This window comes from Sphingomonas sp. PR090111-T3T-6A, assembly GCF_000383095.1.
GTDB lineage: Bacteria > Pseudomonadota > Alphaproteobacteria > Sphingomonadales > Sphingomonadaceae > Solisphingomonas.
This window is the reverse complement of the sequence record NZ_AORL01000021.1, coordinates 837,182-861,361: the sequence shown is the minus strand read 5'-3', so window position 1 is coordinate 861,361 and position 24,180 is coordinate 837,182. Positions and strand designations below refer to the sequence as shown.

General features: G+C 67.1%; 21 protein-coding genes. 4 read left to right on the top strand and 17 right to left on the bottom strand.

The annotated features are described in order from the left end of the window. Nucleotides 1-17 precede the first annotated feature (17 nt). The 5 genes from ST3T6A_RS0114125 to ST3T6A_RS0114105 form a co-directional block, all read right to left on the bottom strand. A complete protein-coding gene (locus tag ST3T6A_RS0114125; RefSeq protein WP_019833591.1) occupies nt 18-1,448 on the bottom strand; it encodes a mechanosensitive ion channel family protein in 1,431 nt (476 codons plus the stop codon). A gap of 191 nt (nt 1,449-1,639) precedes the next feature. Continuing rightward, nucleotides 1,640-2,239, bottom strand: coding sequence for a TetR/AcrR family transcriptional regulator (locus ST3T6A_RS20240; protein WP_019833590.1), 600 nt, complete (start codon nt 2,237-2,239; stop codon nt 1,640-1,642). A gap of 30 nt (nt 2,240-2,269) precedes the next feature. After that, the gene (locus tag ST3T6A_RS0114115) at nt 2,270-3,310 is read right to left on the bottom strand and encodes an HlyD family secretion protein (RefSeq protein WP_019833589.1); all 1,041 of its coding nucleotides are present in this window, start codon (nt 3,308-3,310) and stop codon (nt 2,270-2,272) included. A gap of 12 nt (nt 3,311-3,322) precedes the next feature. Then, nucleotides 3,323-4,870, bottom strand: a complete 1,548-nt coding sequence (locus ST3T6A_RS0114110; protein WP_019833588.1) for an MFS transporter — start codon at nt 4,868-4,870, stop codon at nt 3,323-3,325. Continuing rightward, on the bottom strand, nt 4,867-6,348 hold the full coding sequence (locus tag ST3T6A_RS0114105) for an efflux transporter outer membrane subunit (protein WP_051103456.1): 1,482 nt from the start codon (nt 6,346-6,348) through the stop codon (nt 4,867-4,869). The genes ST3T6A_RS0114110 and ST3T6A_RS0114105 overlap by 4 nt, the downstream gene beginning before the upstream one ends. Nucleotides 6,349-6,693: 345 nt before the next feature. Here ST3T6A_RS0114105 and pdxR point away from each other — a divergent pair, with 345 nt between their 5' ends. Together pdxR and ST3T6A_RS0114095 are read left to right on the top strand one after the other, a co-directional pair. Continuing rightward, nucleotides 6,694-8,106 carry a MocR-like pyridoxine biosynthesis transcription factor PdxR gene (gene pdxR / locus ST3T6A_RS0114100; RefSeq protein ID WP_019833586.1) on the top strand — a complete coding sequence of 471 codons (1,413 nt, stop codon included), beginning with the start codon at nt 6,694-6,696 and terminating at the stop codon, nt 8,104-8,106. Nucleotides 8,107-8,139: 33 nt separating this feature from the next. Then, nucleotides 8,140-8,778, top strand: a complete 639-nt coding sequence (locus ST3T6A_RS0114095) for an FMN-dependent NADH-azoreductase (protein ID WP_019833585.1) — start codon at nt 8,140-8,142, stop codon at nt 8,776-8,778. A gap of 13 nt (nt 8,779-8,791) precedes the next feature. Here the strand turns inward: ST3T6A_RS0114095 and ST3T6A_RS0114090 are convergent, their stop codons facing one another. The 6 genes from ST3T6A_RS0114090 to ST3T6A_RS0114065 all read right to left on the bottom strand — a co-directional run bounded on the left by ST3T6A_RS0114090 (nt 8,792) and on the right by ST3T6A_RS0114065 (nt 16,660). Next, on the bottom strand, nt 8,792-9,064 hold the full coding sequence (locus ST3T6A_RS0114090) for a hypothetical protein (RefSeq protein WP_019833584.1): 273 nt from the start codon (nt 9,062-9,064) through the stop codon (nt 8,792-8,794). A gap of 59 nt (nt 9,065-9,123) precedes the next feature. Continuing rightward, complete coding sequence (gene hmpA / locus ST3T6A_RS0114085) at nt 9,124-10,338, bottom strand: NO-inducible flavohemoprotein (RefSeq protein ID WP_019833583.1); 1,215 nt, start codon at nt 10,336-10,338, stop codon at nt 9,124-9,126. Between the two features lie 35 nt (nt 10,339-10,373). Then, on the bottom strand, nt 10,374-10,757 hold the full coding sequence (locus ST3T6A_RS0114080; RefSeq protein WP_019833582.1) for a group III truncated hemoglobin: 384 nt from the start codon (nt 10,755-10,757) through the stop codon (nt 10,374-10,376). A 299-nt stretch (nt 10,758-11,056) separates the two neighbouring features. Continuing rightward, nucleotides 11,057-12,448 carry an efflux transporter outer membrane subunit gene (locus ST3T6A_RS0114075; protein WP_019833581.1) on the bottom strand — a complete coding sequence of 464 codons (1,392 nt, stop codon included), beginning with the start codon at nt 12,446-12,448 and terminating at the stop codon, nt 11,057-11,059. Then, on the bottom strand, nt 12,445-15,576 hold the full coding sequence (locus ST3T6A_RS0114070) for an efflux RND transporter permease subunit (protein WP_019833580.1): 3,132 nt from the start codon (nt 15,574-15,576) through the stop codon (nt 12,445-12,447). Before ST3T6A_RS0114070 ends, ST3T6A_RS0114075 begins: the two co-directional genes overlap by 4 nt. A 1-nt stretch (nt 15,577) precedes the next feature. Beyond that, on the bottom strand, nt 15,578-16,660 hold the full coding sequence (locus ST3T6A_RS0114065) for an efflux RND transporter periplasmic adaptor subunit (RefSeq protein WP_328285293.1): 1,083 nt from the start codon (nt 16,658-16,660) through the stop codon (nt 15,578-15,580). A 282-nt stretch (nt 16,661-16,942) separates the two neighbouring features. Between ST3T6A_RS0114065 and ST3T6A_RS0114060 the strand changes: the two genes are divergently transcribed. After that, nucleotides 16,943-17,794, top strand: coding sequence for a class I SAM-dependent methyltransferase (locus tag ST3T6A_RS0114060; RefSeq protein WP_019833578.1), 852 nt, complete (start codon nt 16,943-16,945; stop codon nt 17,792-17,794). 103 nt (nt 17,795-17,897) lie between these two features. On the opposite strand, the gene ST3T6A_RS0114055 is transcribed toward ST3T6A_RS0114060, so the two are convergent. After that, the gene (locus ST3T6A_RS0114055) at nt 17,898-18,293 is read right to left on the bottom strand and encodes a hypothetical protein (RefSeq protein WP_019833577.1); all 396 of its coding nucleotides are present in this window, start codon (nt 18,291-18,293) and stop codon (nt 17,898-17,900) included. Between the two features lie 430 nt (nt 18,294-18,723). On the opposite strand from ST3T6A_RS0114055, the gene ST3T6A_RS0114050 reads away from it, so the two are divergent. Continuing rightward, the gene (locus ST3T6A_RS0114050) at nt 18,724-19,572 is read left to right on the top strand and encodes a LysR family transcriptional regulator (RefSeq protein WP_019833576.1); all 849 of its coding nucleotides are present in this window, start codon (nt 18,724-18,726) and stop codon (nt 19,570-19,572) included. A 4-nt stretch (nt 19,573-19,576) separates the two neighbouring features. Here the strand turns inward: ST3T6A_RS0114050 and ST3T6A_RS0114045 are convergent, their stop codons facing one another. The 5 genes from ST3T6A_RS0114045 to ST3T6A_RS0114025 are packed head-to-tail and all read right to left on the bottom strand — an operon-like array spanning nt 19,577 to nt 24,130. Further along, nucleotides 19,577-20,269, bottom strand: a complete 693-nt coding sequence (locus ST3T6A_RS0114045; protein ID WP_019833575.1) for an ABC transporter ATP-binding protein — start codon at nt 20,267-20,269, stop codon at nt 19,577-19,579. Next, nucleotides 20,266-21,096 (bottom strand): ABC transporter permease, encoded by an 831-nt coding sequence (locus tag ST3T6A_RS0114040; RefSeq protein WP_019833574.1) that lies wholly within the window; start codon nt 21,094-21,096, stop codon nt 20,266-20,268. The genes ST3T6A_RS0114045 and ST3T6A_RS0114040 overlap by 4 nt, the downstream gene beginning before the upstream one ends. Further along, the gene (locus ST3T6A_RS0114035; RefSeq protein WP_019833573.1) at nt 21,093-22,184 is read right to left on the bottom strand and encodes an ABC transporter substrate-binding protein; all 1,092 of its coding nucleotides are present in this window, start codon (nt 22,182-22,184) and stop codon (nt 21,093-21,095) included. Before ST3T6A_RS0114035 ends, ST3T6A_RS0114040 begins: the two co-directional genes overlap by 4 nt. Further along, the gene (locus ST3T6A_RS0114030) at nt 22,184-23,152 is read right to left on the bottom strand and encodes a TauD/TfdA dioxygenase family protein (RefSeq protein WP_019833572.1); all 969 of its coding nucleotides are present in this window, start codon (nt 23,150-23,152) and stop codon (nt 22,184-22,186) included. The genes ST3T6A_RS0114035 and ST3T6A_RS0114030 overlap by 1 nt, the downstream gene beginning before the upstream one ends. A 24-nt stretch (nt 23,153-23,176) precedes the next feature. Next, on the bottom strand, nt 23,177-24,130 hold the full coding sequence (locus ST3T6A_RS0114025; RefSeq protein ID WP_019833571.1) for an aldo/keto reductase: 954 nt from the start codon (nt 24,128-24,130) through the stop codon (nt 23,177-23,179). Nucleotides 24,131-24,180 lie beyond the last annotated feature (50 nt).

The following is a 24,180-nucleotide window of genomic DNA, read 5'->3' as shown; positions in this document are numbered from 1 at the left end:
AGCCGCCTGCCTGTCCATCAGGATGCGGGCTTCGAATGCGAGGCGAAGAATTGCCGGACGCGGCTGAGCAGCGCGTGCGAACCGTTATTGACATGGCTGATCCGCGCCGCGTCGTCGCGGTGGACGAGCGCCAGGCCGCGATGGACGGCCCGCTCCAGCGGCGGGGCCAGTTCGGGCGTGGTGGCGAGCAATCCTTCGAGCGACGCGCGTGTCATCTCATAGGCATCGACCGCAGTGAGTGCCGTGACGCTCGCAGGGCGCGGATCGCCGGTGAAGAGGCTGATCTCCCCGATATATTCGCCTGGTCCGATCCGTCCGATCACGGAGCGCGCCTGCCCGTCGGGCGCACGGCTGATCTCCAGCACGCCGGCCGCGATGATGTAGAGCGACGTGTCCGTCCCGCCCTCCTGAAAGAGCGCCTCGCCGGGGCCGAGGATATGATGCTTGAGTTCGAGCGACAGGGTCTCGATCTGCTCGTCCGACAGGGCTTCGAACAGCATGAGGTTGCGCAGCAGGTGGCGCGACGTGAGCTTCTGCTCCTGTTCGACACCGGCATGATAGAACAATCGGCGGGCCTGCCGGAGCAACTGCCCGCGCGATGAGGACATGCGCGACGTGCCTTCGACGAAATAGTTCACCGTATAGGCGTTGGTCTTGATCCCCAGCCGGGACAAGGTGATCGAGGGCGCCGGCTTGTCGAGGATGCCCGTGCACATCATCACCGCATGGCGCAGCAGGTCGATCACCTGATCGGCCGATGCGGTGGACGAGGTGACGATCTGCACCGAGACGAGGCGGCGCTCGGATCGCGACGTGCGGTTGATGATGTGGGACTTCGCGACGATGCTGTTGGGGATGGTGACGATATCCTCGCCATCCGTCTCGATGCGGATCGAGCGCCAGTTGAGCTGGACGACCACGCCTTCGATCTCGCCGGAAATCGCCACCCGATCGCCGGGGCTGAAGGGCTGGTCCAGCCCGACCGCGATGCCGGAGAAGACGTCCGCAAGCGTGTTCTGGAGCGCGAGGCCGATGACGACCGCCACGATTCCGGAGGTCGCGAGCAGGCCCGTGATCGGCAGGCGGAGCACCGAGTTCAGGATGATCAGCGCCGCCGTCAGCCAGATCGCGCCGGAGATCAGATCGGTGAAGAGCCGCGCCTGCTTGGATCGCGTGTCGAGGCCCAGCACAAGGCCGATGATCGCCACCGTCGCGCGCGCCGCGATCACCCACCACATCACCGCGAGCGCGCGGGTCCACCAGCTATGCGCGCCCGGCGGCAGGCCGCTCGGGAGCGGCGAGGCGCCACGATAATAGAGGATCACGCCCGTCCCGATGATGACGGTGAGGCCGAACCCGAGTTTGACCGAATGGGGAAATGGCTGGAGGATGAGGAAGCCGATGGCGACGAACGCCATCAGGAGCGGCGGCATCAGTGTGTCGAACATCGCTCTACGTCGCCTCGGGCCTGCACCTGCGAGGGCGGTACGCCGGCAAATGTCGATCCGCCCACAAGGGGAGGATTATGGCAGGATTTGGAGAGGCGTCGATCAGACGGTTGGTCTGTACCACCTATTCTCTGGTGTAGGGATTTCACCCTGTGACGGGGCATCGGAACCGGATGCTCGCCGGTCCCCTGTCAGCGGATGGCAGGCGCGGGTGCTTCCGAGAACAGGCCGCTCAGCGCCAGCCGGACGAGATCGCCCGCCGTGGGGCGGGAGGTGAAGGACATCGCCGGCGCATAGGCCAGCTCGCACATCAGCGCACCCAGGGTTTCCGGATCGGTCGCCCGGCGATGCTCGGGCAGCCGCGCGGCCAGTGCCTTGCCCAGCTCGGTCCAGGTCAGCTTGAAGACTTCCGCCTGTTGATCGCCGAAGGTCTTGCTCTGGCGTGCTGAGCGTACGTGATCGAGGATCAGCAGGGCCCAGCCATTGTCCCGCGCCTGTTCGTCCGCCCACTGGCTGAGCGTGTCGATGATCTCTGCCGGGCCAGGCGCGGTGTCCATGGCGGTCAGCAAGGCCGGAAGATCGACCAGCGTCGGCGATGCCATGACAGCGAGGAAGAGATCCTCCTTGCTCCGGAAATTGGAATAGACGGCACCCTTGCTGAAGCCCGCCTCGTCAGCGATGCGATCGACCGACGCCGCGTCGTAGCCATGACGCGCAAAGTTCGCGCGCGCAGCGGCGAGCAGCTTCTCCCGCGTCGCCGCCCGGCTCTGTTCGCGGGTCAGCCTGGGCATGGTCTCTCCTCGTTGCGAGCTGCGTTCTTGTCAGGATGCCACTTTCGTGTCGACCGTCGGCGTCACCGACATGCCGACGCGCAAGCGATCCGCATCCGGCTGGCCCGGATCGATGCGGATTCGCACCGAGAGGCGCTGGACGATCTTGGTGAAATTGCCGGTTGCGTTCTCGGGTGCGATCTCCGCGAAGGTGACGCCGCTCGCCGGGGCGAGGCTCTCGACATGCGCCTTGAGGGCGACGCCGGGCAGCATGTCCACCTTGACCGTGACGGGCTGGCCGGGGCGGATCTTGCGCATCTGGGTTTCGCGGAAGTGCGCCTCGACATAGGCCTTGTCGAGCGGGACGACCGCCAGCAGCGGCTTGCCGACATCGACGAAATTGCCGACGCGGACCGAGCGACGACCTACCACGCCGTCCACCGGCGCGACGATCCGCGTATAGCTCAGGCGGAGGCGCGCGGCGTCGAGCGCGGCCTCGGCGCGTGCGATGGCGGCATTGGCGCCCGCGAGTTGGGCATTCAGCACCTCCGTCTCCTGCCCACTTGCGGCATGGGCGGCGACGTCGCGCCTGCGCGCGGCCATGTCGGCATCAAGACGCGAGGCGCTTTCCTGCTCTTCCTGCACGCTGGCCGAACCGTCCGAGGCGAGTGCCCGATAGCGTCTGGCATTGGCGCTGGAGAGCGCGATGGCGGCGCTATCGGCGTCCACCAGCGCAGCGGCCTGCGCGATCAGGCTGAACTGGCGATCCAGCGCCGCGCGGATGCTGCGCCGGTTGCTGCGCGCGCTGTCCAGCTCGGCCTGCGCGGCGGCGACGGCGACACGGAAATCGCGGTCATCGATCACGGCGAGCAATTGCCCGCGCCGGACATGCTGGTTGTCCTCGACCGGCACGCGCTCGATCAGCCCCGCCACCTTGGGAGCCACCGTGCTGTAATCGCTCTGGATATAGGCGTCGTCGGTGGACTGGGCGGATGCCCCACCTTCGTCATGAGCATAGGCCCACGAACCGCCTAACGCGACGGCAACGAACACGGCGCCGATGGCCCATTTAGCCGATTTGGGGAGCGTCATCGTGGCAAGTCCTCAGGCGGGGTCCCGGCCCGTATCGGGCGCCGGGATATGGGTCATGAAAAAGGTGGCGGGGATCAGGAGCAGGGCCAGCAGGCCCAGCATCCGGTAAGCGTCGGCAATGGCGAGGGTGAAAGCCTGATGGCCGATCCGCTCGCCGAGCGCGCCGAGATCGACGCCGTCGAGCCCGATGCGGCCGACCCGGTCGACCAGACCGCGCTGATGTGCCGCCGTCCGGTCGACCAGGAAGCTGCCGATCAGGGTGGTGCCCAGCAGCGTGCCGAAGGCGCGCAGCACATTGACCAGACCGGAGACGGACGGCCCTTCCATGGGCTGCACGACACTGGTCGCCAGGAACAGGATCGACACGACCGCCATGGGCTGGCCGACCGCCTGCAATGCCTGAGCAAGGGCGAACTCCCGCGCCATCCATCCGGTGGTGACGCCGGAGGCGATCCAGCAGCTCAGGGCGATCAGGAGGAAGCCGAAGGCGAAGAGCCGGCGGGCGTCCATCCATTTGCGATAGAGGAGGAAGGATGCGAACGGCGCGAGCACGAGCTGCGGTATGCTGATCGCGAGGCCGATCGGCGCGATCTGGAGAGGGCGGAAGCCCTGCACATGGGCGAGCTGGTCCGCCGGCAGCAGCGAGCCGGACAGCAATGTAATGAGCAGTCCCACGAAGATGCTGAAGCCCAGCCCCAGATTGCGCCGCGCCAGAAGCTGGAGCTGCACGAACGGCATCGGATGATGCCACTCGCTGATCAGGAAGATCAGGAAAAGGCCCGCGCCGCCGCTCAGCAGGAAGGCGATCAGCGGCGAATGAAACCAGTCCCGCCGCTCGCCCTCGATGAAGCCGATCGCGATCATCGCGAGTGCCGCGGTGCCGGTGACGAGGCCGAGCAGGTTGATGTGGCGCAGCCGCTCCAGCCGGACGGGGTCTTGCGGGAGGCCCCACCACACGGCCCAAGCGGCGAATGCCGCGAACGGCAATGCCTGGAGATAGACGAGACGCAGGCTGGAGAAATGATCGGTCCACAGCGGCGCAAGCCAGAGCGCCAGATTGGGCGCGAAAGTGGCTGTCATCGTGTAAAGCGCGAGCCCGTAGAGGCGGAGCGGCAAGGGAAAGAAGCGTAGCGCTGCTGACATCAGCAGCGGGACGAGCGCGCCGCCGAGCAGCCCCTGTACTGTGCGCAGCGCGAGCAGCCAGCCATAGCCCGGTGCGAAGGGGATCAGGATCGCCACCAGCGCGGAGCCGAGCACCACCGCGATATGGAAGCGCCGGAAGGAGAAGGTGACCGCGAACCACGAGGCGAGCAGCGTCGCCACCAGTTCGGCCGCCGTGTAGACGGTGGTGATCCACTGGCCGGCGTCCGTGCCGAGGCCGAGGCCGCCGCGCAGGTCGATCAGCGCCAGCGCGCTGACGCGGCTGGTGAGGCCCGACATGATCGCCGCCACGAGGACGCCCATGACGCCGGTGAACTGGCGCAGGCCGAAGGGTGGCGCGGATGGAGCGATTGCCGTCGTGCCGGGCGACGCTCCGCCGATCGGGGCAGTGACGTTCATGCCCCGCCCCCGACCGTCATGGGCGTCCAGCCACCGCCCAGCGCCTTGTAGAGCGCGACCATCGCAGTTGCGCTGGCGGCGCGGGTGGAGACCAGTTCCGCCTCGTTCGACAGCAGGCTGCGCTCGGCGATCAGCACATCGAGATAGCCGCTCGCACCTTCGCGATAGCGACGCTCGGCGACATGCACCGCCGTCCGGCTCGCCTCCACGGCGCGGAGGCTGGCTTGCATCCGCTGCTGCTCGCTTCTGAGCGCGGTCAGCGCGTCGTCCACCTCATGCCAGGCGCGGAGCACGGTCTGCTGATAGCGGATCGCGGCTTCCTGCTGGTCGGCGCGCGTCAGGTCGAGCCGCCCCTTCAGGCGACCGCCCTCGAAGATGGGCAGGTGAAGCACCGGGCCGAGGATGAACTGGCGAGAACCCCATTCGGGCAGGTCCGCGAGCCGGAGCGACTGGGTGCCGAAGCTGCCGACCAGATCGAGGCTCGGGTAGAAATCGGCCTTGGCCGCGCCGATGCGGGCCGTGGCCGCATGGAGCGAGGCTTCGGCGGCGGCGATGTCGGGCCGCCGTCGCGCGAGATCGCTGGAGAGGCCGACGGGCAGTTCCTGCGGCAGGGCCGGGATGGAAGCGCCGGGCTGGTTCAGCAATGCGTCGAGCGCATGAGGTGCCTCGCCCACGAGGAAGGCGAGCGCGTTGCGGCTGGCATCGGCCTCGCGTTCGATCGCCGGAATCTGGCTGTCGATCGTGGCAAGCTGTGCGGTGGCGGTCGCCGCATCGTAGCGCGAGGCCGCGCCCTGATCTTCGCGGGCGCGGGCGATGGCGAGCCCGCGCGCGACCGTCTCGCGATTGCTGCGCAGCACGGCAAGGCGAGCCTCGGCGCCGCGCAGGCCGACATAGATGCGCGCCACCTCGGCGGTCAGCGAGACGCGGGCGGCCTCGCGCTCGTAGACCGCCCCCGCGGCATCGGCACGTGCAGCCTCCCGCTCGCGGCGCGCCTTGCCCCACAGGTCGATTTCCCAGGAGGTGTCGAAACCCATCTGGAAGAGATCATAATCAGCGGCTCCGCTCGTCTTGCCGAGCGAGGCCGTGCCGAAGGGATCGGCGCCGTTCGCCGCTGTCGGGCCGGGCGGCGTCGCGCCTGCCAGCCCCATGATCCCTTTCTCGCTGGCCCGCTCGCGCATGTAGGAGGTGGCCGCGTTCGCCGTCGGCAGCAGCGATGCGCCCGCGATGCGCAGCGCCGCCCGCCCACGCGCGACGCGGACGGATGCGATCCGCAGGTTCAGATCTCCCGCGACGGCGCGTTCTTCCAGCGTGGAGAGCACCGGATCGCCGAACGCCTTCCACCAGGCGACAGGAACGGCCGCGTCGGTCGTCCGGCTGGCGCTCGGCAACGACACCTGGATCGCGGCGAGCTGAGGCTTGGGTTCCTCATGGTGAAAATTCGGCCCCAGCGCACAGCCGGAGAGAGCCAGCAGGGGCAAGCAGGTCCGAGTAAGGAACACGGGGCAAACCCTATTCAAGATTGCGTTTGGCATTTTGATACTGACGGGTATCTATCGACGATCGGGCGGTCGCAGCCGTCGGTATGGCAGGTGCATCCATGCCGGACCGGGGCGGCGGGGCATATAGATGGCACTCCACTTCGGTGGAGCTAACCGCACCTTCGGCCGGGTCGAACTACACCGTTGGATAGGGCCTCCCTGCCTCGACAGCGAGGTAGGCCCGCGCGCATAATCCGGGGATATCCCTCGTCAGATGTGCCGTGCAGCAAGGGGAGGGTGATGACCTTTTCGCGTGTCTCTATTGTCATAGACCGATCCCGGCCGGTGCCGATCGCGGAGCAGATCAGCTCGACCCTGCGGAGCGCGATCATCGAGGGGCGCCTGGAGCCGGGGGCCCGTCTGCCGTCCTGGCTCGACATGGCCACGCAACTCGGTGTCGCGCGCGGGACGGTGAAAGTCGCCTATGAGACGTTGGCCGACGAGGCGCTGGTCTTCTCGGCGGGGGCGGCCGGCACCCGCGTCGCCGAAAAGCCGGCATGCGCGCCGATCCGCTCGGAGATTTCGATCCCGCGCCCGCTTCAGGATATCGAGCGTGGCTTCAATCTTCCGCCACTGCCGTTCCAGATGGGCGTCCCGGCGCAGGATGCGTTTCCGGCCAAGATCTGGGCCCGCATGAGGACGCGCGCCGTGCGCGACTATGCGACCGCGCCCGTGGGGCCGCTCGATCCGCGCGGCCATCCCGAGCTGCGGGCGCAGATCGCCAGCTATCTTGCGATCTCGCGCGGCATCCGCTGCGTGCCGGATCAGATATTCCTGACCAACAGCTATCGGAACGGGCTGGCCCTCGCGCTCCTGACCTTGCAGGCGCACGGCCGCACAGCCTGGATGGAGGACCCCGGCTATCCCATGGCGCGCAAGGGGCTTGAACTGAGTGGCTTGCAGCCGGTGCCCGTGCCGGTGGACGGGGAGGGGTTGCAGGTCGCCCGCGGCGTTGCGCTGGCGCCCGATGCGGCCGTCGCGGTCGTCACGCCTGGCCAGCAGGCGCCGACCGGCGTGGCGATGTCGCCCGCGCGGCGGCGCGAACTGCTGGCTTGGGCGGCCCGCGAGGACGGCTGGATCATCGAGGATGACTATCTGAGCGAGCTGAAGCTGTCCGGCCGCGCCCTGCCGGCGCTGGCGGGGGAAGACCCTTTCGGCCGGGTGATCCATATCGGAACCTTCGGGAAGACGCTGAGCCCGACGCTGGGCGTGGGCTTCGTCGTCTCGCCGGTGTCGCTGGCGCCGCGTTTCGGTGAAACTGCGGCTTTCCTGACCCCCTCGTTCAACGTGACCACGCAGCTCGCGCTGGCGAGCTTCCTCGCCGATGGCCATTATCTGCGCCATCTCCGGCATATGAAGAGCCTGTATCGCGAGCGGCGCGACGCGCTTCGGGCGCATCTCGGATGCGATTTCGGCGTGGAGGCGATGTCGGGTCTGGCGATCCTCATGCGCTTGCCCGACGGCACCGACGATGTGGCGCTGGCCCGGCGGGTGCTCGAACTCGGCATCGCGCCGTTCCCGCTCACGCCCTGGTATATCGACGAACGCAGGGCGGCTCCCGGATTCCTTCTAGGGGTGACCAATATCCGCAAAGGCAATCTGGAAAAGGCCTGCGAAGCCCTGAGGAGTCTGGTTGGCCGCCAGATGGGTGAAGCTGGCCACCTTCGCATATCGCAAAAGATAGTCGTGTCCGCCTGAGCGGATCGGGATGCAATATTCGAGGATTGCCGGGTGAAGCTGCTGCATGTCGATGCCAGTCCGAGGACGGGGATGTCCAATTCCCGTGCCTTGTCAGCCTATTTCGTGGAGCAGGTTCGCGAACGCGTGCCGGATTTGTCGGTCGATTATCTCGATCTGGCGGTGGATATTCCACCGCACGTCACGGAGAGCTTCGCCATCGCGACCTATACGCCAGCCGACCGCCGTTCGCCCGAGATGATGGCCGCGCTCGCATATTCCGATGCCATGTGCACACGGTTGCTCGATGCGGATGCGCTTCTGTTCGCGATGCCGATGCACAACTGGTCGATGCCGTCGACGTTCAAGGCGTTCGTCGATGGCATCGTGCGCACGGATATCACCTACAAGATTACGGCGGACGGCCAGTATGTCGGCGTGCTGGGCGGCAAGAAGGTGCTTTTCCTGACGACGCGTGGGGCGGACCTCCGCCCCGGCTCGCCCTTTGCCGACATGGATGCGCTGACGCCCGCGCTGCGTGCGGCGTTCGGTTTCATCGGCGTGAGGGAGCCGCTGTTCGTCGATGCCCAGCCGGTCCAGTTCGCCGATCCCGATGCTCGCGCCGAGGCGCTCGATCGGGCCCGTGCCGAACTGGTGTCGGTCGCCAGACTATGGGCAGGCTCCGTCGGCTGAGGTGGCCGGCGCTTCAGGGTTGCCAGTCGGATGCCGGCCGGATGGCGGAGTGCAGGGGCTCGTCGACCCGGAGGATTTCCCCGGTCTTGCGAACCATCAGAAGATGGCGATCGATGACGTCCAGGGCTTCGCCGGTCGCCAGCATCCACCGGCGTGCGCCGATGAGCCTGCGCGTGCCTTTGGGCGTTTCGAGATGTTCGGTGTGGCGAACCTCGATCGCTTCGAGCGAGCTTCCGTCGTCGCCCGTGACGCGGCGGCGATCCAGTATCTCTTCGGGCATCGCCATGTCCCTCTCATGCGCGAAAGGGGCGTGGCGACGGCTATGCGCCGCCACGCCCCTTTTCGTCACGCCGCCATCAGTTCGTCGGCCGGGCCGAAGAACTCATAGTGGATGCGGTCGTTCGGCACACCCGCCAGCGAGAGGCCGCCGACGAACGCCCGGAGGAAGGGCTTGGGGCCGCAGAGATAGAAGTCCGCATCATGGATCGGCGTGTTCTGCGAGAGCCAGTCGATCGTGACGAAGCCGTCCTCGTCGTGCGTCTCGCCGGCGACGTCGTTGTCGTGCGGGGCGCTGTAGAAGGTCGCGACGCGGATGTCGCCGTGGCCCTTCGCCAGATCCTTCACATGATCGTCCATGGCATGGGTCGCGCTGTTCATCGTGCCGTGGACATAATAGGTCTTGAGCGTCGGATGGTCCGTCGCGATCGTCTCCATCATGGAAATCATCGGGGTCAGGCCCACGCCGCCCGACAGCAGCACGACCGGGCGCTGTGGACGCTCCGAGAGGAAGAACTCGCCGGCCGGCGGCGTCACCTCGAGGATATCACCGATCTGGACGCCGTCATGCAGGTGACGCGAGCCGCCCTGCCCATTCTCCTCGCGCTTCACCGAGATGCGGTAATATTCGCCGTTCGGCGCGCACGAGATCGAATAGTTGCGCTTCATGTCGGGTTGATCGGCCGAGCTGAAGCGGAAGGTGAGATACTGGCCGGGCTTGTGACGGAGCACCGGGCCGCCATCCTTCGGGCGCAGGATGAAGGAGGTGATGACGTCGCTCTCGCGGATCTTGTCGGCCACGGTGAACTCGCGCCAGCCGGTCCAGCCGCCTTCAAGGTGCATGATCTCGTCGCGCAGGACGACTTCGCGGGCCTTCAGGATCTCGGCCAGGAACCAGTAGGCCTCACCCCAGGCGGCGAGGATCTCGTCCGAGGCGACGTCGCCCAGCACCTCCTTGATCGCCGCGAGCAGCGCATTGGCGACGAACGGATAATGCTCCGGCAGGATGTGGTAACCGATATGCTTGTGGGCGATGCGCTCCACCACCGGGGTCAGCGCGCCCAGATTGTCGATGTTCTGCGCATAAGCGAGGATGGCCCCTGCCAGCGCGTGGACCTGCGCGCCGCTCTCGCCCTGATTGGCATGGTTGAAGAGGGCGCGGATATGATCGTCCTGGAACAGACGCGCGTACATCGCCGTGGTGATGGCGCTGCCATGCTGGGCGAGCGCGGGCACGGTGGCCTTGACGAGCGCGATCGTGTTCGCACTGAGCGGCTGGGGCATGAGGGTCTCCTTGGCAGTGAGGGGGGAGGGGAAAGTCAGGCGGCGACGGGGCGCCGGTAACGCATGGCGAGTTGCAGGCTTTCGGCGATCCGGGCGGCCTTGGCCTGCATGTCGAGGGCGATGGCCGGGGGCAGCATCTCTTCGGTCGTCTCGCGCCAAAGCGTCAGCCAGCGCGTGAACAGGGCCGGGGTCAGATGTTCGGCGTGGAGCATATGGAGGGCGACGGGGCTGCCCTTGTAGCGGCCGCTTCCCAGCATCACCGAGGACCAGAAGTCCGACAGTCGCGCGTGATGATCGTCCCAATCCGCCACTGCACCGCCGAAAACCGGCCCCAGGCCGGGATCGGTCCGCACACGTCCATAGAACCGTTCGACCAGCGGCCGGATAGCGTCTTCGTGAAGGCGTTTGTCGTGGTGCATAGCGCAATCCGAATCATGCATTTGACAGGCATGTATATCGACTAGCGTAATATGCATTACAAGTGCATCTTTTGTCTTGCGACGGAGCCGGAACAGGCGCAGGGGCGGTTGTTCGCACCTGCACAGATGGGAACGCGATGCGCTCGATCTGGCGAAAATATAGCCTGATATCAGATGGATGATTTTACGCGCGCGTCAGGTGTCCGGTCGCCCGAGCGTCGAATCGGCGGCATCGCCGGACTGTGGCATGATGCCGCCGGCCCGAGCCTGAAGCCGGGTTGGCGTTGGGAACGGAACGACTAGAGCGAGCTGTCCGCGCCGATCGCCTGATAGAGGGTGATGCGGTTGTTGATGTCGGTCAGCGCGGCGCCGATTTCCGTCTGTCGAGATGCGTAGAGCGTCCGCTGGGCGATGAGCGCATTGAGGAAGTTGTCCGTGCCGGCGCGATATTGCGCGTCGGCGAGCGAATAGGCCTTGGCGGCGGCCGTCACCAACCTCGCCTGAGCCTCGCGCTGGCGGGTGATGGTGCCGCGACGCGCCAGCCCGTCGGCGACGTCCTTGAAGGCCTGCTGCACGGCCTTCTCATAGCGCGCGAGATAATAGTCGCGCTGCGCCTCGGCATATTGGAGGTTGCCCTTGGTCGCCCCGCCCAGCACGGGCACGCTCGCGGATGGCGCGACCGACCAGTTGAGAGCACCGCCCGTGAACAGCGAACTCAGCGCGCTGCTCGCGACGCCAACCGCCGAGGTGAGCGTGATCGTCGGGAAGAAGGCCGCACGGGCCGCGCCGATGCCGGCATTGGCGCTCTTGAGGCTATGCTCGGCCTCGAGCACGTCGGGTCGCTGGAGCAGCACGGTCGACGAGAGACCGGCGGGAACGGCGGCGATGCTGTGATCCAGCTCGCCGAGCGAGGCGGGGAGGAGGGCATCCTCCACCGGGGCTCCGACCAGCAGCTCCAGCGCATTGCGATCCTGCGCGACGGCGGTGGTGAAATTCTCGACGTCGGACTTCGCCTGCTCGACGACGGTGATGGCGTTCTGCACGTCGCTGGCGTTGGTGAGGCCGGATCGGAACAGCGATTGCGTCAGCTCCAGCGAGCGCTGGCCGCTGGCCTCGGTATCCTGCGCGACCTTGAGCAGATCGCGGTCCGAGGCGAGCGTCGCATAAGCGGTGGCCGTCTCGGCGACGATGGTGAGGCGGGTCGAGCGCATGCCCGATTCCGTCGAGAGATAGGTCTCGAACGCAGCGCGCGTCTCGTTCTTGAGGCGGCCGAACAGATCGATCTCGAAGCTGCTCATGCCGGCGCTGGCCGAATAGCTGTTGGCGTCGAGCGCATCCGTCTTGATGCCGCGCTGGATGCTGGCGCTCGCGCCGGCGGCGATGGTCGGAAGCTGCTCGGAGCGCTGGATATGATATTGCGCCCGCGCCGAAGCGACGTTGGCGATGGCCGCGCGCAGGTCGCGGTTATTGGCCAGCGCCCGTTCGATCACCGTCTGGAGCCGCGTGTCCCCGATCAGGCTGCGCCACGGCAGCCCCGCCGCGTCCGCCGGCTGGGCAGCGTCGTAGGACGCGCCTTGAGGCCATTGCGACGGCGCCGCCGAGGCCGGGCGCACATAATGCGGCGCCATGTCGCAGGCGGAGAGGGCGATGCCGGTCGCCAGCAGCGGCAAGAGGGCCAGCCCGCGCATCATGGGGCCTCCGGAGTGGGGGTGGAGTTGTCGCGATGGAAGAGGCGGCCCACGAGCAGGAAGAACATCGGCACGTAGAAGATGGCGAGGGCGGTGGCGGAGAGCATGCCGCCCATCACCGCCGTGCCGATGGCGACACGGCTCTGCGCGCCGGCCCCGGTCGCGATCGCCAGCGGTAAGACGCCGGCGATGAAGGCCACCGAGGTCATCAGAATGGGCCGCAGCCGGACGCGCGCGGCCTCCAGCGCGGCATCGAGCATGTCCTTCCCCTCGCGCCGCGCCAGCTCCGCGAACTCCACGATCAGGATGGCGTTCTTGGCGGCGAGGCCGATGGTGGTGAGCAGGCCGACCTGGAAGAAGATATTGTTCTCCAGCCCCCTCAGCGTCACCGCCAGCACGGCGCCGATCACGCCCAGCGGAATGACCAGCAGCACGGCGAAGGGCACCGACCAGCTCTCGTACAGCGCGGCGAGGCACAGGAAGACCACCAGCACCGACAGCGCATAGAGGAGCGGTGCCTGCCCGCTCGACTGGTTCTCCTGATAGGAGAGGCTGCTCCACGCATGGCCCGTGCCGGGCGCGAGCTTCTCCTGAAGCGCGACCATCTCGGCCATCGCCTGGCCCGAGCTGGTGCCGGGGGAGGCCTGTCCGTCGATCTCGTAGGAGGAGCGGCCGTTGAAGCGCGAGACGCTGTTCGGCCCCTTCTCCCAGCTCGTCGTCGCGAAGGCGGAGAAGGGCACCATATTGCCGTTCACCGAGGAGCGCACGAACCAGTTGTCGAGATCGCTCGGCAGCATCCGGAAAGCGGAATCCGCCTGCATATAGACGCGCTTCACGCGGCCGCGATCGACGAAATCGTTGATGTAGGTGCTGCCCCATGCGGCGCTCAGCGTGGCGGTCACGTCGCTTTCGGTCAGGCCCAGCACGGCGAGCTTGGCGTCGTCGATATTGACCCGGAGCTGCGGCGTGTCGGGCAGCGTGGAGGCACGGACCTGTGCCAGCTTGGGGTCTTTGGAAGCGGCCGCGATCAGCTTGTCGCGCAACGCCACGAACTGGTCGCGTGGCATCCCGCTGCTGTTCAGCAACTGGAAGCTGAAGCCGTTGGACTGGCCGAGCCCCGAGATGGCGGGCGGCGTCAGCGCGAAGATCTGCGCGTCGCGGATCGCCGAGAGCGCTACCGTAGCCCGATGGGTGAGCGCGGCCGCGCTGTGCTCGGCGCCCTTGCGCTTGTCGAAGGGGGCCAGGATGATGAAGCCGAGGCCGGCATTCTGCCCGCTGCCCGAGAAGCTGAAGCCCGAAATGCCGAAGATGTCGCTCACCTCGGCCTTCTGATCGAGGAAATAGCGCTCGACCTGCGCGCGCACGGCGTCGGTCCGCTCCTCCGTCGCGCCCGCGGGGAGGGTGAACTGCACGATTGCCGCGCCCTGGTCCTCGGTCGGCAGGAAGCCCGTGGGCAGCCGCACGAACAGCCAGACCAGCAGCGCCAGCACCGCCGCATAGACGAGGAGGTGCAGCCCCCGCCGGCCGATAACGCTGCGCGTCGCGCCGATATAGCGGTTGGTCATGCGGTCGAACCAGCGGTTGAACCGCCCGAACAGCCCCTGACGGTGGAGCGGATTATGATCTCCCGCCTTCAGCAGCGTGGCGCACAGCGCGGGCGACAGGATCAGCGCGACGAACACCGACAGCAGCATCGCCGACACGATCGTCACCGAGAACTGCCGGTAGATCACGCCCGTCGATCCGCCGAAGAAGGCCATGGGCAGCATCACCGCGGAGAGCACCAGCGCGATGCCGATCAGCGCGGAGCCGATCTCCTCCATCGACTTGATGGTGGCCTCGCGGGGGGAGGTGCCTTCCTCCGCCATGATCCGCTCGACATTCTCCACCACCACGATGGCGTCGTCGACGAGCAGGCCGATCGCCAGCACCATGCCGAAGAGCGTGAGTGTGTTGATCGTATATCCGAACGCCGCGAGAATGCCGAACGTGCCGAGCAGCACCACCGGCACGGCGATCGCCGGCACGAGCGTCGCCCGCCAGCTTTGCAGGAACAGGAACATCACGATTACGACGAGGATGACGGCGATCACCAGCGTCTCGACCACTTCCTTGACCGAGAGTTTGATGAAATCCGTCGTGTCGCGCGGATAGGCCAGCGTGTAGCCTTCGGGCAGATGGGTTGACAGCTCGGCGACGCGGGCCTTCACCGCCTTGGCCGTCTTGAGCGCGTCGGCGCCCGGCGCAAGCTGGATCGCCATGCCGGAGGCGGGATGCCCGTCGAGCTGGGCGGTGGCGGTATAGTCCTCCTGGCCCATCTCCACCCGCGCGACGTCGGAGAGGCGGATCACCGATCCGTCGCTCCGCGTCTTCACCACGATGTCGCGGAACTGTTCGGGCGTGTGCAGGCGCGCCTTGGTCTTCACCACGGCGTTGAGCATCTGCCCCTTCACCGACGGACGCTGCCCGATCTGGCCGGCGGAGATGTCGACATTCTGCGCCAGCACGGCGTTCTGCACGTCGGACGGCATCAGATTCACCGCCGCGAGCTTCACCGGATCGAGCCAGATGCGCATCGCATAGCCCGAGCCGAACACCTGACTCTGGCCCACGCCGTTCACACGGGCGAGATCGTCCTGGAAGTTGCTGACCAGATAGTCCGCGATGTCGGCGTCGGTGGAGCGATTGGTCTTGTCGTAGATGGCGACGATCATCAGGAAGTCGCTGTTCGACTTGGTGACCGTCAATCCCTGCTGCTGCACCTGGCTCGGCAGGCGGGAGAGCGCCTGCTGCACCTTGTTCTGCACCTGCACCTGCGCGACGTCCGGGTTCGTGCCCTTGGCGAAGGTCGCGGTGATGCTGGCGGAGCCGGAGCTGTCCGAGCTGGACTCGAAATAGAGCAGCCCGTCGATGCCGGTGAGCTGCTGCTCCAGCACCTGCGTGACGCTGGTCTCCAGCGTCTCGGCCGACGCGCCGGGATAGACGGCGCTGACGTTCACCGCAGGCGGCGCGACGTCGGGATATTGGGCGATCGGCAGCGACAGGATCGCGCCGAGGCCCACCATCATCACGACGATGGCGATCACCCATGCGAAGATGGGCCGGTCGACGAAGAAGCGGCTGATGCCCAACTCAGCGCTCCAGCTTGACCGCGACGGGCTTCACGCTGGAGCCGGGCGGCGCCTTGTCGGTTCCCTCGACGATCAGCCGGTCGCCCGCCTTCAGGCCTGCCGTCACCAGCCACATGTTGCCGATCGCGCGATCGGCGGTGACGGTGCGCTCGACGACCTTGTTGTCCGCGCCGACCACCAGCGCGGTCGCGTTGCCCTTGACGTCGCGGGTGATGCCCTGCTGCGGGGCGAGGATCGCGTTGGGCACGACCCCCTGCGGCGCTTCCACGCGGACGAACATGCCGGGCAGGAGCAGGCCGTCGGGATTGGGGAAGCGGGCGCGCAGCGTCACGGTGCCGGCGTCCACGTCCACCGTCACTTCGCTGAACTCGATCGTGCCCGTCTGCGGATAGTCGGTGCCGTCATCCAGCTTGAGGCGGACGGCCGCGCTTGTCGGCAGCACGCTGCCCTTGGCGAGCGCGCGGCGGAGCTGGAGGAGCTGCGAGCTGGACTGGGTGATGTCCACATAGATGGGGTCGAGCTGCTGTATAGAAGCCAGCGGCGTGGTCTGGTTGGCGGTCACGAGCGCGCCGGGCGTCACCGACGAGCGGCTGATCCGCCCGGAAATCGGCGCGAGCACGCGGGTATATTCGAGGTTCACCCGCGCGGATTCGAGCGTCGCCTGATATTGGTGGACGTTCGCGCGCGCCTGCCGCGCGGCGGCGATGGTGTCGTCGATATCCTGCCGGCTGACGGCCTGAATGTCGGTGAGCGTCTTGTAGCGATCCGCCTTGGCCTGCGTGGTGGCGAGCGTCGCCTGCGCATTTTCGAGCTGCGCCGCCGCCTGATCGCGCGCCGCCTGATAGAGGCGCGGATCGATCTCGTAGAGCGGCTGCCCGGCACGGACGAGCGAGCCTTCCTGGAACAGCCGGGCCTTGATGATGCCGTTCACCTGCGGCCGCACGTCCGATGCGGTGGTGGCGGCCGTGCGGCCGGTCAGTTCGTTGGAGACGGTGACGGGCTGCGCCACGAGCGTCACCACGCCGACTTCAGCCGCACCCTGCCGTGGCGGGGACGCCTGCTTGGAGCAACCGGCCAGGAGCAATCCCAGTGTCAAAGCCCCGAATCCGACAAGCGGGGGGAGACGGAGCCCTTGCGGGCTGGATTTGATACGCACTCTGCTCACCCTGACGCGATCCCGTGTATTGGCGAACTAAGGCACCTTGGCTGCCGCGGCAAGCCTTTACCGCAGCGCAACGTGTCCGGCGCCGATCGGTTCGCCGCTGATCCGCCGGCGTCGCGCGCCCTTCTATAATGGCGAAGGAAGGTGCCCCGCCGACATCCGGCAGGCGCCGTCATGTTGTGCAGAGAGGTATCGGGTTTGACCATGACAGCGACGATCGCCCCCGGACAATTCATCTCGCCGGACACGGACCTGGAGCCGATGGCCAATCCGAACGACAAGCTCGGCATGACGATTTTCAGCGGCTATCAGGCGCTGCGGCGGGTCGATCCGTTCCTCGGGAAGAGCCGCTTCTTCGACGAGATCGTGCACAGGCTGTCCACGCTGAAGGTCCCTTATGAAGACCAGTGCTCGGCCAAATATTATTTCGATCTCGTCGCCGCTTTGCGGAACGCGGGCGGGGAGTTCGAGCGGGTGGTCGAGGTCGGCTGCTATATGGGTGGCTCGGCGTCGATCATCGCGGGCTGCATCGAGCGGCTCGATTATGACTTCGACATCGTCGACATCTCCGAGAGCGCGCTGCTGTTCACCTTCGAGCGCATCCGGCGCGTCTTCCCGGAGGCCGCGAAACGGGTGCGGCTGTTCCACGGCTCGCTGCCCCAATATGTCGCGCAGTCGATCGCGAGCGGCGATGGCGCGCGGCTGCTCGTCCATCACGACGGGGCGCATGATTTCACGCAGGTCACGAAGGATCTGTCTTCGCTTTCCTTCCTGCGGGAGCGCCTGCACTCCGTCGTCATCCAGGACACGCATCTGCGCGGGACGATGGAGTTCTGCAATTTCGTCGATATGGCGGTCTATGCCGTGTTCGGAACGGATGTCGCCTACTTCCCCATCGGTTCCGCCTACACGGCGGCGCAGGGCGATCTGATGAATCCCAACCGCTATCAGGGCAATTACTTCATGCCGGACGTGCCCGAAGGCATCGTCATCCCGATGGCCAGCAACAGCTTCAAATATCCCCATCCGCTGCTGAAGCTGGAATCCTTCCTCTAGCGGCTTGACCTGGGAATTCCCCGGCGTTCCGGGCAAGGGGGGAGGGAACGCCGGGGCTCCGAGACGCGGCCAGGGGGGGTACGCCGCGTCGGAAGGGAAAAGGTCAGTCCTGTGTGCCGTGCCGGTCGACTTCCCTGTCGACCGAGAGGCTCGCCACCTTGTCGTCGACCACATGAAGCATCGTCTTCCAGTGGATATCGTCGACCGCTTCATCGACGGTGGTGACGTCGTCGTGAACGCAGCGGATGATCTGCGGATCGCGACGGGTCGGCTTGCAGCGGGCGCCGGCGCGGTCGAGAACGGCCTGCGCCGTGGCGGCGGAGGTGCCGATGGGGATTGCCCGAGCGACGGCATCGCGCCCGACCTGAAGAACATCCTCCCCGGTGTAGCGTAATTCGATATCCCGGAAGCTCGGCATCGCCCCGCTTTCGGACACGGCGGCGTGAGCGGTCGCGACACCGGCAAAGCTCAGACACAGGATGGCGATGGCTCGACGCATGTCGATACTCCTTCATCGGCCCCGGCGATGGATGTCGCGGAGATGCTGAAATTCCTTGGGGAAAGTACGCTGGCGCACTCTCCAGCAAATCTGAAATGTCGGGATGATCGCGTCAGTTGGATATTTGAACGATACATGGGCGATATTGGATGATCGCGATATCGTTGCTGACGATGATATGCTCTAGCGCTTCTTTTCTTGTCTCTGCCTCTGTTGTGGCGTCTCGCTACGCCTGAAAATCTCGGCTGCACAGCGCAAAATCTTGCTTCCGTCCGGCAAATTTTTTGCTCGATAAAGCAGGCCAGCGAGGCGCCGCGGCCGGGCTTCGACTATCCTCGCCGATAGACGATCCATTTTGCTCGGGCGCCGGATCCCTGTAATGAAAGCAGGAATTTTCATATTATCCTGTTTCAACGCATGGGGATTGCACATGGACGTCGCGATGGCGCGCACTTTCCTGGAGGTCGTGAAGACTGGCAGCTTCGTCAACGCGGCCGCCAACCTGCATATCACCCAGACGGCCGTTAGCGCCCGCATCCGGGTGCTCGAAGAGCAGCTGGAACGGCCGCTGTTCATCCGTAACAAGGCAGGTGCGCGCCTGACGCCGGCCGGCGAGCATTTTCTGCGCTTTGCCACCACCATCGTTCAGGCGTGGGAGCGTGGGCGCAGCGCGGTGGCGTTGCCGGCGGGCAAGGAGACGGTGGTGACGCTGGGCGCGGAACTCAGCCTCTGGAACCCGCTGCTGAAGCACTGGCTGCTCTGGATGCATCGCGAATGCCCGGAAATTGCGGTGCAGACCCGCATCGCGGGCGCCGACGACCTCATGGACAGGGTGCAGGACGGGTCGCTCGACGTCGCGGTGCTCTACGCTGCGCCGCGCCGGCTGGGCGTGGTCGCGGAATTGCTGTTCGAGGAGAAGCTGGTGCTGGTCCGCACCACGCGGACGGGGCGGGAACTGACTCCTGAAGATCATGTTCGGATCGACTGGGGCGAGGAGTTCGCCGAGCGCTATCAGGCGGCTTTTCCCGAACAGCAGAGCCCCGTGATGTCGATCAGCTATGGTCCGCTGGCGCTTGATTACATCCTCGTGGTGGGCGGCAGCGGTTATTTCCGCGAAGGTTTCGTGCGCCCTTGGCTGGAGGACGGATCGCTGGAGATCGTGCCGGACAGCCCGGAATTTTCCTATTCCGCCTATGCCGTGCACTCGACCAAAGCGGACGAAGGCGTGATGGCGCGGATCAGGACGGGCCTCCGCGCCGCCGCCGCCCTGACCCTGTAGCCGGTCAGCGCGCGCCGAGGCTCAGCGTCGCCAGCAGGCGTTCCCGGACGACGGGGGCCTGCTCCTTCCGGTCGGACGAACGGATGGCGATGTCGGCGCTCAGCCGCCCATCATCGAGCACCACGATGCGGTCGGCGAGGAGGATGGCCTCATCGATATCGTGGGTGACGAGCAGCACGGCCGGATCATGGGCCTCCGACAGGCGACGCAGCAGCGCATGCATCCGGACGCGGGTGAGCGCATCGAGCGCGCCGAAGGGCTCGTCCGCCAGCAGCAGCTCCGGCGCGCGAACCAGCGCGCGGGCGAGCGCCACGCGCTGCTGCTCGCCGCCGGAAAGCTCGTGCGGCCAGTCCAGCTCGCGTCCAGCAAGACCGACCTCCGCGAGCGCGCGCTGGCCCTGCGCGCGGGCCTCGCGGCCGCCCAGCCCCAGCACGACATTGTCGATCAGCCGCATCCACGGCAGCAGCCGCGCATCCTGAAACACCACGGAGGTCCGTTCCGGCACGACGATCTCGCCTGTGCCCTCGGCCTCATGGTCGAGCCCGGCGAGCGCGCGCAGCAGCGTCGACTTGCCCGAGCCGCTGCGCCCGAGCAGCGCCACGAACTCGCCCGGCGCGACGTCGAGATCGACGCCGTTGAGCACGCCCTTCAGCGTGTAGCGGCGGGCCAGCCCGCGCACGCGAACCGCGGCGCTCATCGGCCGAGCGTCCGGCGCCAGCGCAGCGCGCGGCGTTCGACGATCCGCACCACCGCATCCGAACCAAAGCCAAGCAACGCGTACACGACTAGCCCCACCAGCATCACGTCCGTCTGCGCATAGTTGCGGGCGAGGGTGACCATATAGCCGATCCCGCTGGTGGCATTGAGCTGCTCCACCACCACCAGCGCCAGCCACGCCGCCGTCGCGCCGAAGCGCAGGCCGGTGAGGAAGCCCGGCAGCGCCCCCGGCAAGACGATATGGCGCAGGAACTGCCAGCGGCTCAACCGCAGCGTCTCGGCCAGTTCGACATGGCGCAGATCGATGGCGCGCAGGGCGGTGTGCGTCTGGATGTAGATGGGGAAGAAGACGGAGGTGGCGATCACCGCCACCTTCATCGGCTCGCCGATGCCGAGCCAGAGGATCATGAAGGGGATCAGCGCGAGGATCGGGATGCCGCGCTTCAGCTGCACCAGCCCGTCGATCACATAGCCGCCGAGCAGCGTCAGGCCGGACAGCAGCGCGAAGGCCACCCCCGTCGCCGAACCGAGCAGCAGCCCCGCCGCCGCGCGCCCGGCGGAGACGGCGAGATGCTCCTGAAGCCGCCCCTCGCGGATCAACTGGACCGCCGTCGTCACCGCCGTCCATGGCGCGGGCAGGATGTGCGGATCGAGGAACCCCGTCACCGACAGCACCGCCCAGTAGAGCAGCAGCAGCGCCGGCCCCAGCAGCAGCCCGAAGCGGGCGGGCGCATCCATGCTCAGCCGATGCGCGGCGGGCGGCGGGGCGGCGGGGTGCGCGGCGTGGATGTCGGTCAGCGCATTCATCCGCGATCTCCCTTGGCGCCGTCGGCGGCGATGGTTTCGAAACGGGGGTCGAACAGGCGGGCGGCGTCAAAGGTCGGGCGGCCTGTCTGCGGCGCGAGGATGTCGATCGCCGCCTGCTGGAAGCGGGTCGCGTCACCCCAGTCGTGCGGGATGCCGACGGGGCCGAGCGCGTTCACCTGAAGCCGGGCGTCCGCGATCGGCAGGCCGCGCACTTTGGCGTAATAGCCTTCGGCCAGTTCCTCCGGGTGGGCGTTGGCCCATGCCTGCGCGCGGCCCCAGAGCTGGACGTAGAGCCTGAGCGCCGCCGCCTTGCCCGGATCGGCGAGCACCGTTTCCGGCACATAGATGGCGCCGCCATCGTCGCGGAAGGCGGGGTGGGCGAGCAGGCGCGCGCCGCGCTCGCCGAACTTGCTGACATAGCGTTCCGCCACGAGGCCCGCGCCGAGCGGGGCGGCATCCACCTCGCCGCTCGCCAGCGCGTTGGTGTAGACGTCGCCGCCGATGCTGGAGGGTAGTTCCACCAGCGTGACGTCCTTCGTCGAGATATGGAGCGCGCGCAGCGTCTCCAGCACCACCTGCGCCTGCACCTGACTGGGGCTGAAGGCGATGCGCTTGCCCTTCAGGTCCGCCAGCGTGCGGATGCCCGAGCGCGGCGCGATGCCGAACACCCACGCCGCCGGATGGCTCGGCTCCGCGAACTGGCGGAAGGCTACGATGCGGACGGGGATGCCCGCCCAGTCGGCATGGATGGGCGGCACGTTGGCGCCGAAGCCGACGTCCAGCGCGCCGGCGTGGAAGGCCTCGGTCGTGTCCGGGCCGCCGGTGATCTCCGCCCACTGGATGCGGAAGGGCAGCGCCTCGTCCCAGCCCTCATGCTGGACGATCCATTTGGTCGCCGGATCGCCGACCCTCAGCACCACGCCGGGCGGCACCCGGTCGGGGAGGGGGGCGTCGAGCGACAACGCCCCGGCCTTCGCCTCCGCCCCCCGCCATGCGGGTGCGAAAGCGAAGAGCAGCGCGATCGACACCGCCACGAAAGCGGCGAGCGGGATCGAACCGCGCGGGAGCCGGGGCGCTGCGGCGGGCATCAGCCGAGCACGTTGAAGAGTTCGCCCTCCAGCGGGCGCGAGGTGAAGCCATCCGGTCCCTTCGGCAACTCGCCCGCCGTCGTGATGCGGCGCACCGCGCGCGGCAGCTCGAAATGGGCATAATCGATCGGCCCGGCATGGGCGACGGCCTGATTGTCCCACACCACCAGCGATTTCGGCCGCCAATGGAAGCGGACCTGATATTCGGGTCGCGTCACCTCGCCATAGAGCAGATCGAGCAGGGCCTGACTCTCGCGCTCCTTCAGGCCGACGATGTGGCTGGTCGTGCCCGGATTGAGGAAGAGCAACTTTTCGCCCGTCTCGGGATGGACGCGCACCAATGGGTGCAGCGACACGAACGGCCCGGTCGAGCGCCCGTCTCGGCGCGGCTTCTTCTCGCGGCCGAAATCATAGCCGCTGGTGCGGTGGACCGCCTGAAGCCCGTCGATCAGCGACTGGATCTGCGGCGACAACCCGCGATAGGCCTCGACCAGATTGGAGAACAGCGTGTCGCCGCCATAAGGCGGGATTTCGACGCCATAGAGGATCGAATAGGCGTTGGGGTTGGCGACGAAGGTGATGTCGATATGCCATCCCTTATAGTCGCGCGGCGGGGTGCGGCCCGGCGGCAGCGTATCGTTATGGGTGCGCCGCACGCGATATTCGTCGATCGTGCGCTCCCAGATCTCGGGGTGCTCCTCCAGCCCCTCGGCGATCGGATGCGCGGGGGTGAGCGGGCCGAAGTTGCGGCCGAACGCCTTCAGCGCATCGTTGGAAAGCTGCTGATCGCGGAAGAAGATCACGCGATACTGGCGGATCGCCTCGCGGATCTCGGCGAAGGTGCGCGGGTCGAGCGGTTGCGAGAGATCGACATTGCCGATCTCGGCGCCGATCACCGGCGTCACCGGCTCGACCGTGATGCGCTGATAGTCGGCCTGCGGCCGCTCCAGAATATCGATTGCGCTCATCTCATCCTCCTCTGCTTGGCGGGGTCAGGCGTAGGCCCGGGCGGGCGGCACCAGCTTCATCTGCTCGGCCGGGTAGCGGGCGCCGACGGTCGCGCCGCGCGGGAAGGCGGCCTCCAGATCGGCGATGGTCTCGCTGTCGAGGGCGATGCCATTGGCCGCCCAATTGTCTTCGAGATGGCGGACGTGCCGCGTGCCGGGGATCGGCACCACATCCTTGGAGAGCACCCAGGCAAGGCTCACCTGCGCGGGCGTGAGGTGGAGCCGCTCGGCGGCATCCTCGATCACGCGGCGGCGGCGCGCATTGGCGCGGACGGCCTCTTCCTGAAAGCGCGGATGGACGTTGCGGCGATCGTCCGCCTCGGTCGGCGCGCCACCGGCGAGGAAGCCGCGCCCGAGAGGGGAATAAGCGACGAAAGCGATGCCGAGTTCGCGCGCGGTGGGCAGGATCTCGTCCTCCACATCGCGCGTCCACAGCGAATATTCGCTCTGGAGCGCGGTGATCGGCGTGGTGGCATGGGCGAGGCGGAGCTGCTCGGCGCTCGCCTCCGAGATGCCGACGCCGCCGATCTTGCCCTCGTCGCGCAGGCGTCCGAGCTGGCCGATCGAGTCCTCGACCGGGATCGCCGGATCAATGCGGTGGAGATAATAGAGATCGATATGATCGACGCCGAGCCGCTTCAGGCTCGCCTCGACAGCCTGTCGCGCCGTGACGGAGGGCGTATCGCTGCCGTGCGAGCGATGGGTGAACTTGCTGGCGATCAGCAGCCGGTCGCGGTTTTGGCGGATGGCGCGGCCGAGCAGCTCTTCATTATGGCCGAGGCCGTAACCGGTTGCCGTATCGAAGAAGACGATGCCCAGATCGATCGCGCGATGCAGCGTGATGAGCGACTCCGCGTCGTCCGCGTGGCCGTAGCTGTGCGAGAGCCCCATCGCGCCGAAACCCTGCGCGCCGACCTCCCTTGAACCGATCAGGGCCATTCCTGCCTCCTTGCGTTACTCCACCGGCCTGCTCCGGTCCGATCCATGAG

Excerpts from the sequence above, each read along its gene's own strand:
- ST3T6A_RS0114060 (WP_019833578.1), top strand. The coding sequence starts at position 16,943 with ATGACAGCGACGATCGCCCCCGGACAATTCATCTCGCCGGACACGGAC.
- ST3T6A_RS0114110 (WP_019833588.1), bottom strand. The coding sequence starts at position 4,870 with ATGAACGTCACTGCCCCGATCGGCGGAGCGTCGCCCGGCACGACGGCA.
- ST3T6A_RS20240 (WP_019833590.1), bottom strand. The coding sequence starts at position 2,239 with ATGCCCAGGCTGACCCGCGAACAGAGCCGGGCGGCGACGCGGGAGAAG.
- ST3T6A_RS0114025 (WP_019833571.1), bottom strand. The coding sequence starts at position 24,130 with ATGGCCCTGATCGGTTCAAGGGAGGTCGGCGCGCAGGGTTTCGGCGCG.
- ST3T6A_RS0114040 (WP_019833574.1), bottom strand. The coding sequence starts at position 21,096 with ATGAATGCGCTGACCGACATCCACGCCGCGCACCCCGCCGCCCCGCCG.
- ST3T6A_RS0114090 (WP_019833584.1), bottom strand. The coding sequence starts at position 9,064 with ATGGCGATGCCCGAAGAGATACTGGATCGCCGCCGCGTCACGGGCGAC.
- ST3T6A_RS0114080 (WP_019833582.1), bottom strand. The coding sequence starts at position 10,757 with ATGCACCACGACAAACGCCTTCACGAAGACGCTATCCGGCCGCTGGTC.
- ST3T6A_RS0114045 (WP_019833575.1), bottom strand. The coding sequence starts at position 20,269 with ATGAGCGCCGCGGTTCGCGTGCGCGGGCTGGCCCGCCGCTACACGCTG.
- ST3T6A_RS0114035 (WP_019833573.1), bottom strand. The coding sequence starts at position 22,184 with ATGCCCGCCGCAGCGCCCCGGCTCCCGCGCGGTTCGATCCCGCTCGCC.
- hmpA (WP_019833583.1), bottom strand. The coding sequence starts at position 10,338 with ATGCCCCAGCCGCTCAGTGCGAACACGATCGCGCTCGTCAAGGCCACC.
- ST3T6A_RS0114030 (WP_019833572.1), bottom strand. The coding sequence starts at position 23,152 with ATGAGCGCAATCGATATTCTGGAGCGGCCGCAGGCCGACTATCAGCGC.
- ST3T6A_RS0114125 (WP_019833591.1), bottom strand. The coding sequence starts at position 1,448 with ATGTTCGACACACTGATGCCGCCGCTCCTGATGGCGTTCGTCGCCATC.
- ST3T6A_RS0114115 (WP_019833589.1), bottom strand. The coding sequence starts at position 3,310 with ATGACGCTCCCCAAATCGGCTAAATGGGCCATCGGCGCCGTGTTCGTT.
- ST3T6A_RS0114055 (WP_019833577.1), bottom strand. The coding sequence starts at position 18,293 with ATGCGTCGAGCCATCGCCATCCTGTGTCTGAGCTTTGCCGGTGTCGCG.
- ST3T6A_RS0114075 (WP_019833581.1), bottom strand. The coding sequence starts at position 12,448 with ATGATGCGCGGGCTGGCCCTCTTGCCGCTGCTGGCGACCGGCATCGCC.
- ST3T6A_RS0114050 (WP_019833576.1), top strand. The coding sequence starts at position 18,724 with ATGGACGTCGCGATGGCGCGCACTTTCCTGGAGGTCGTGAAGACTGGC.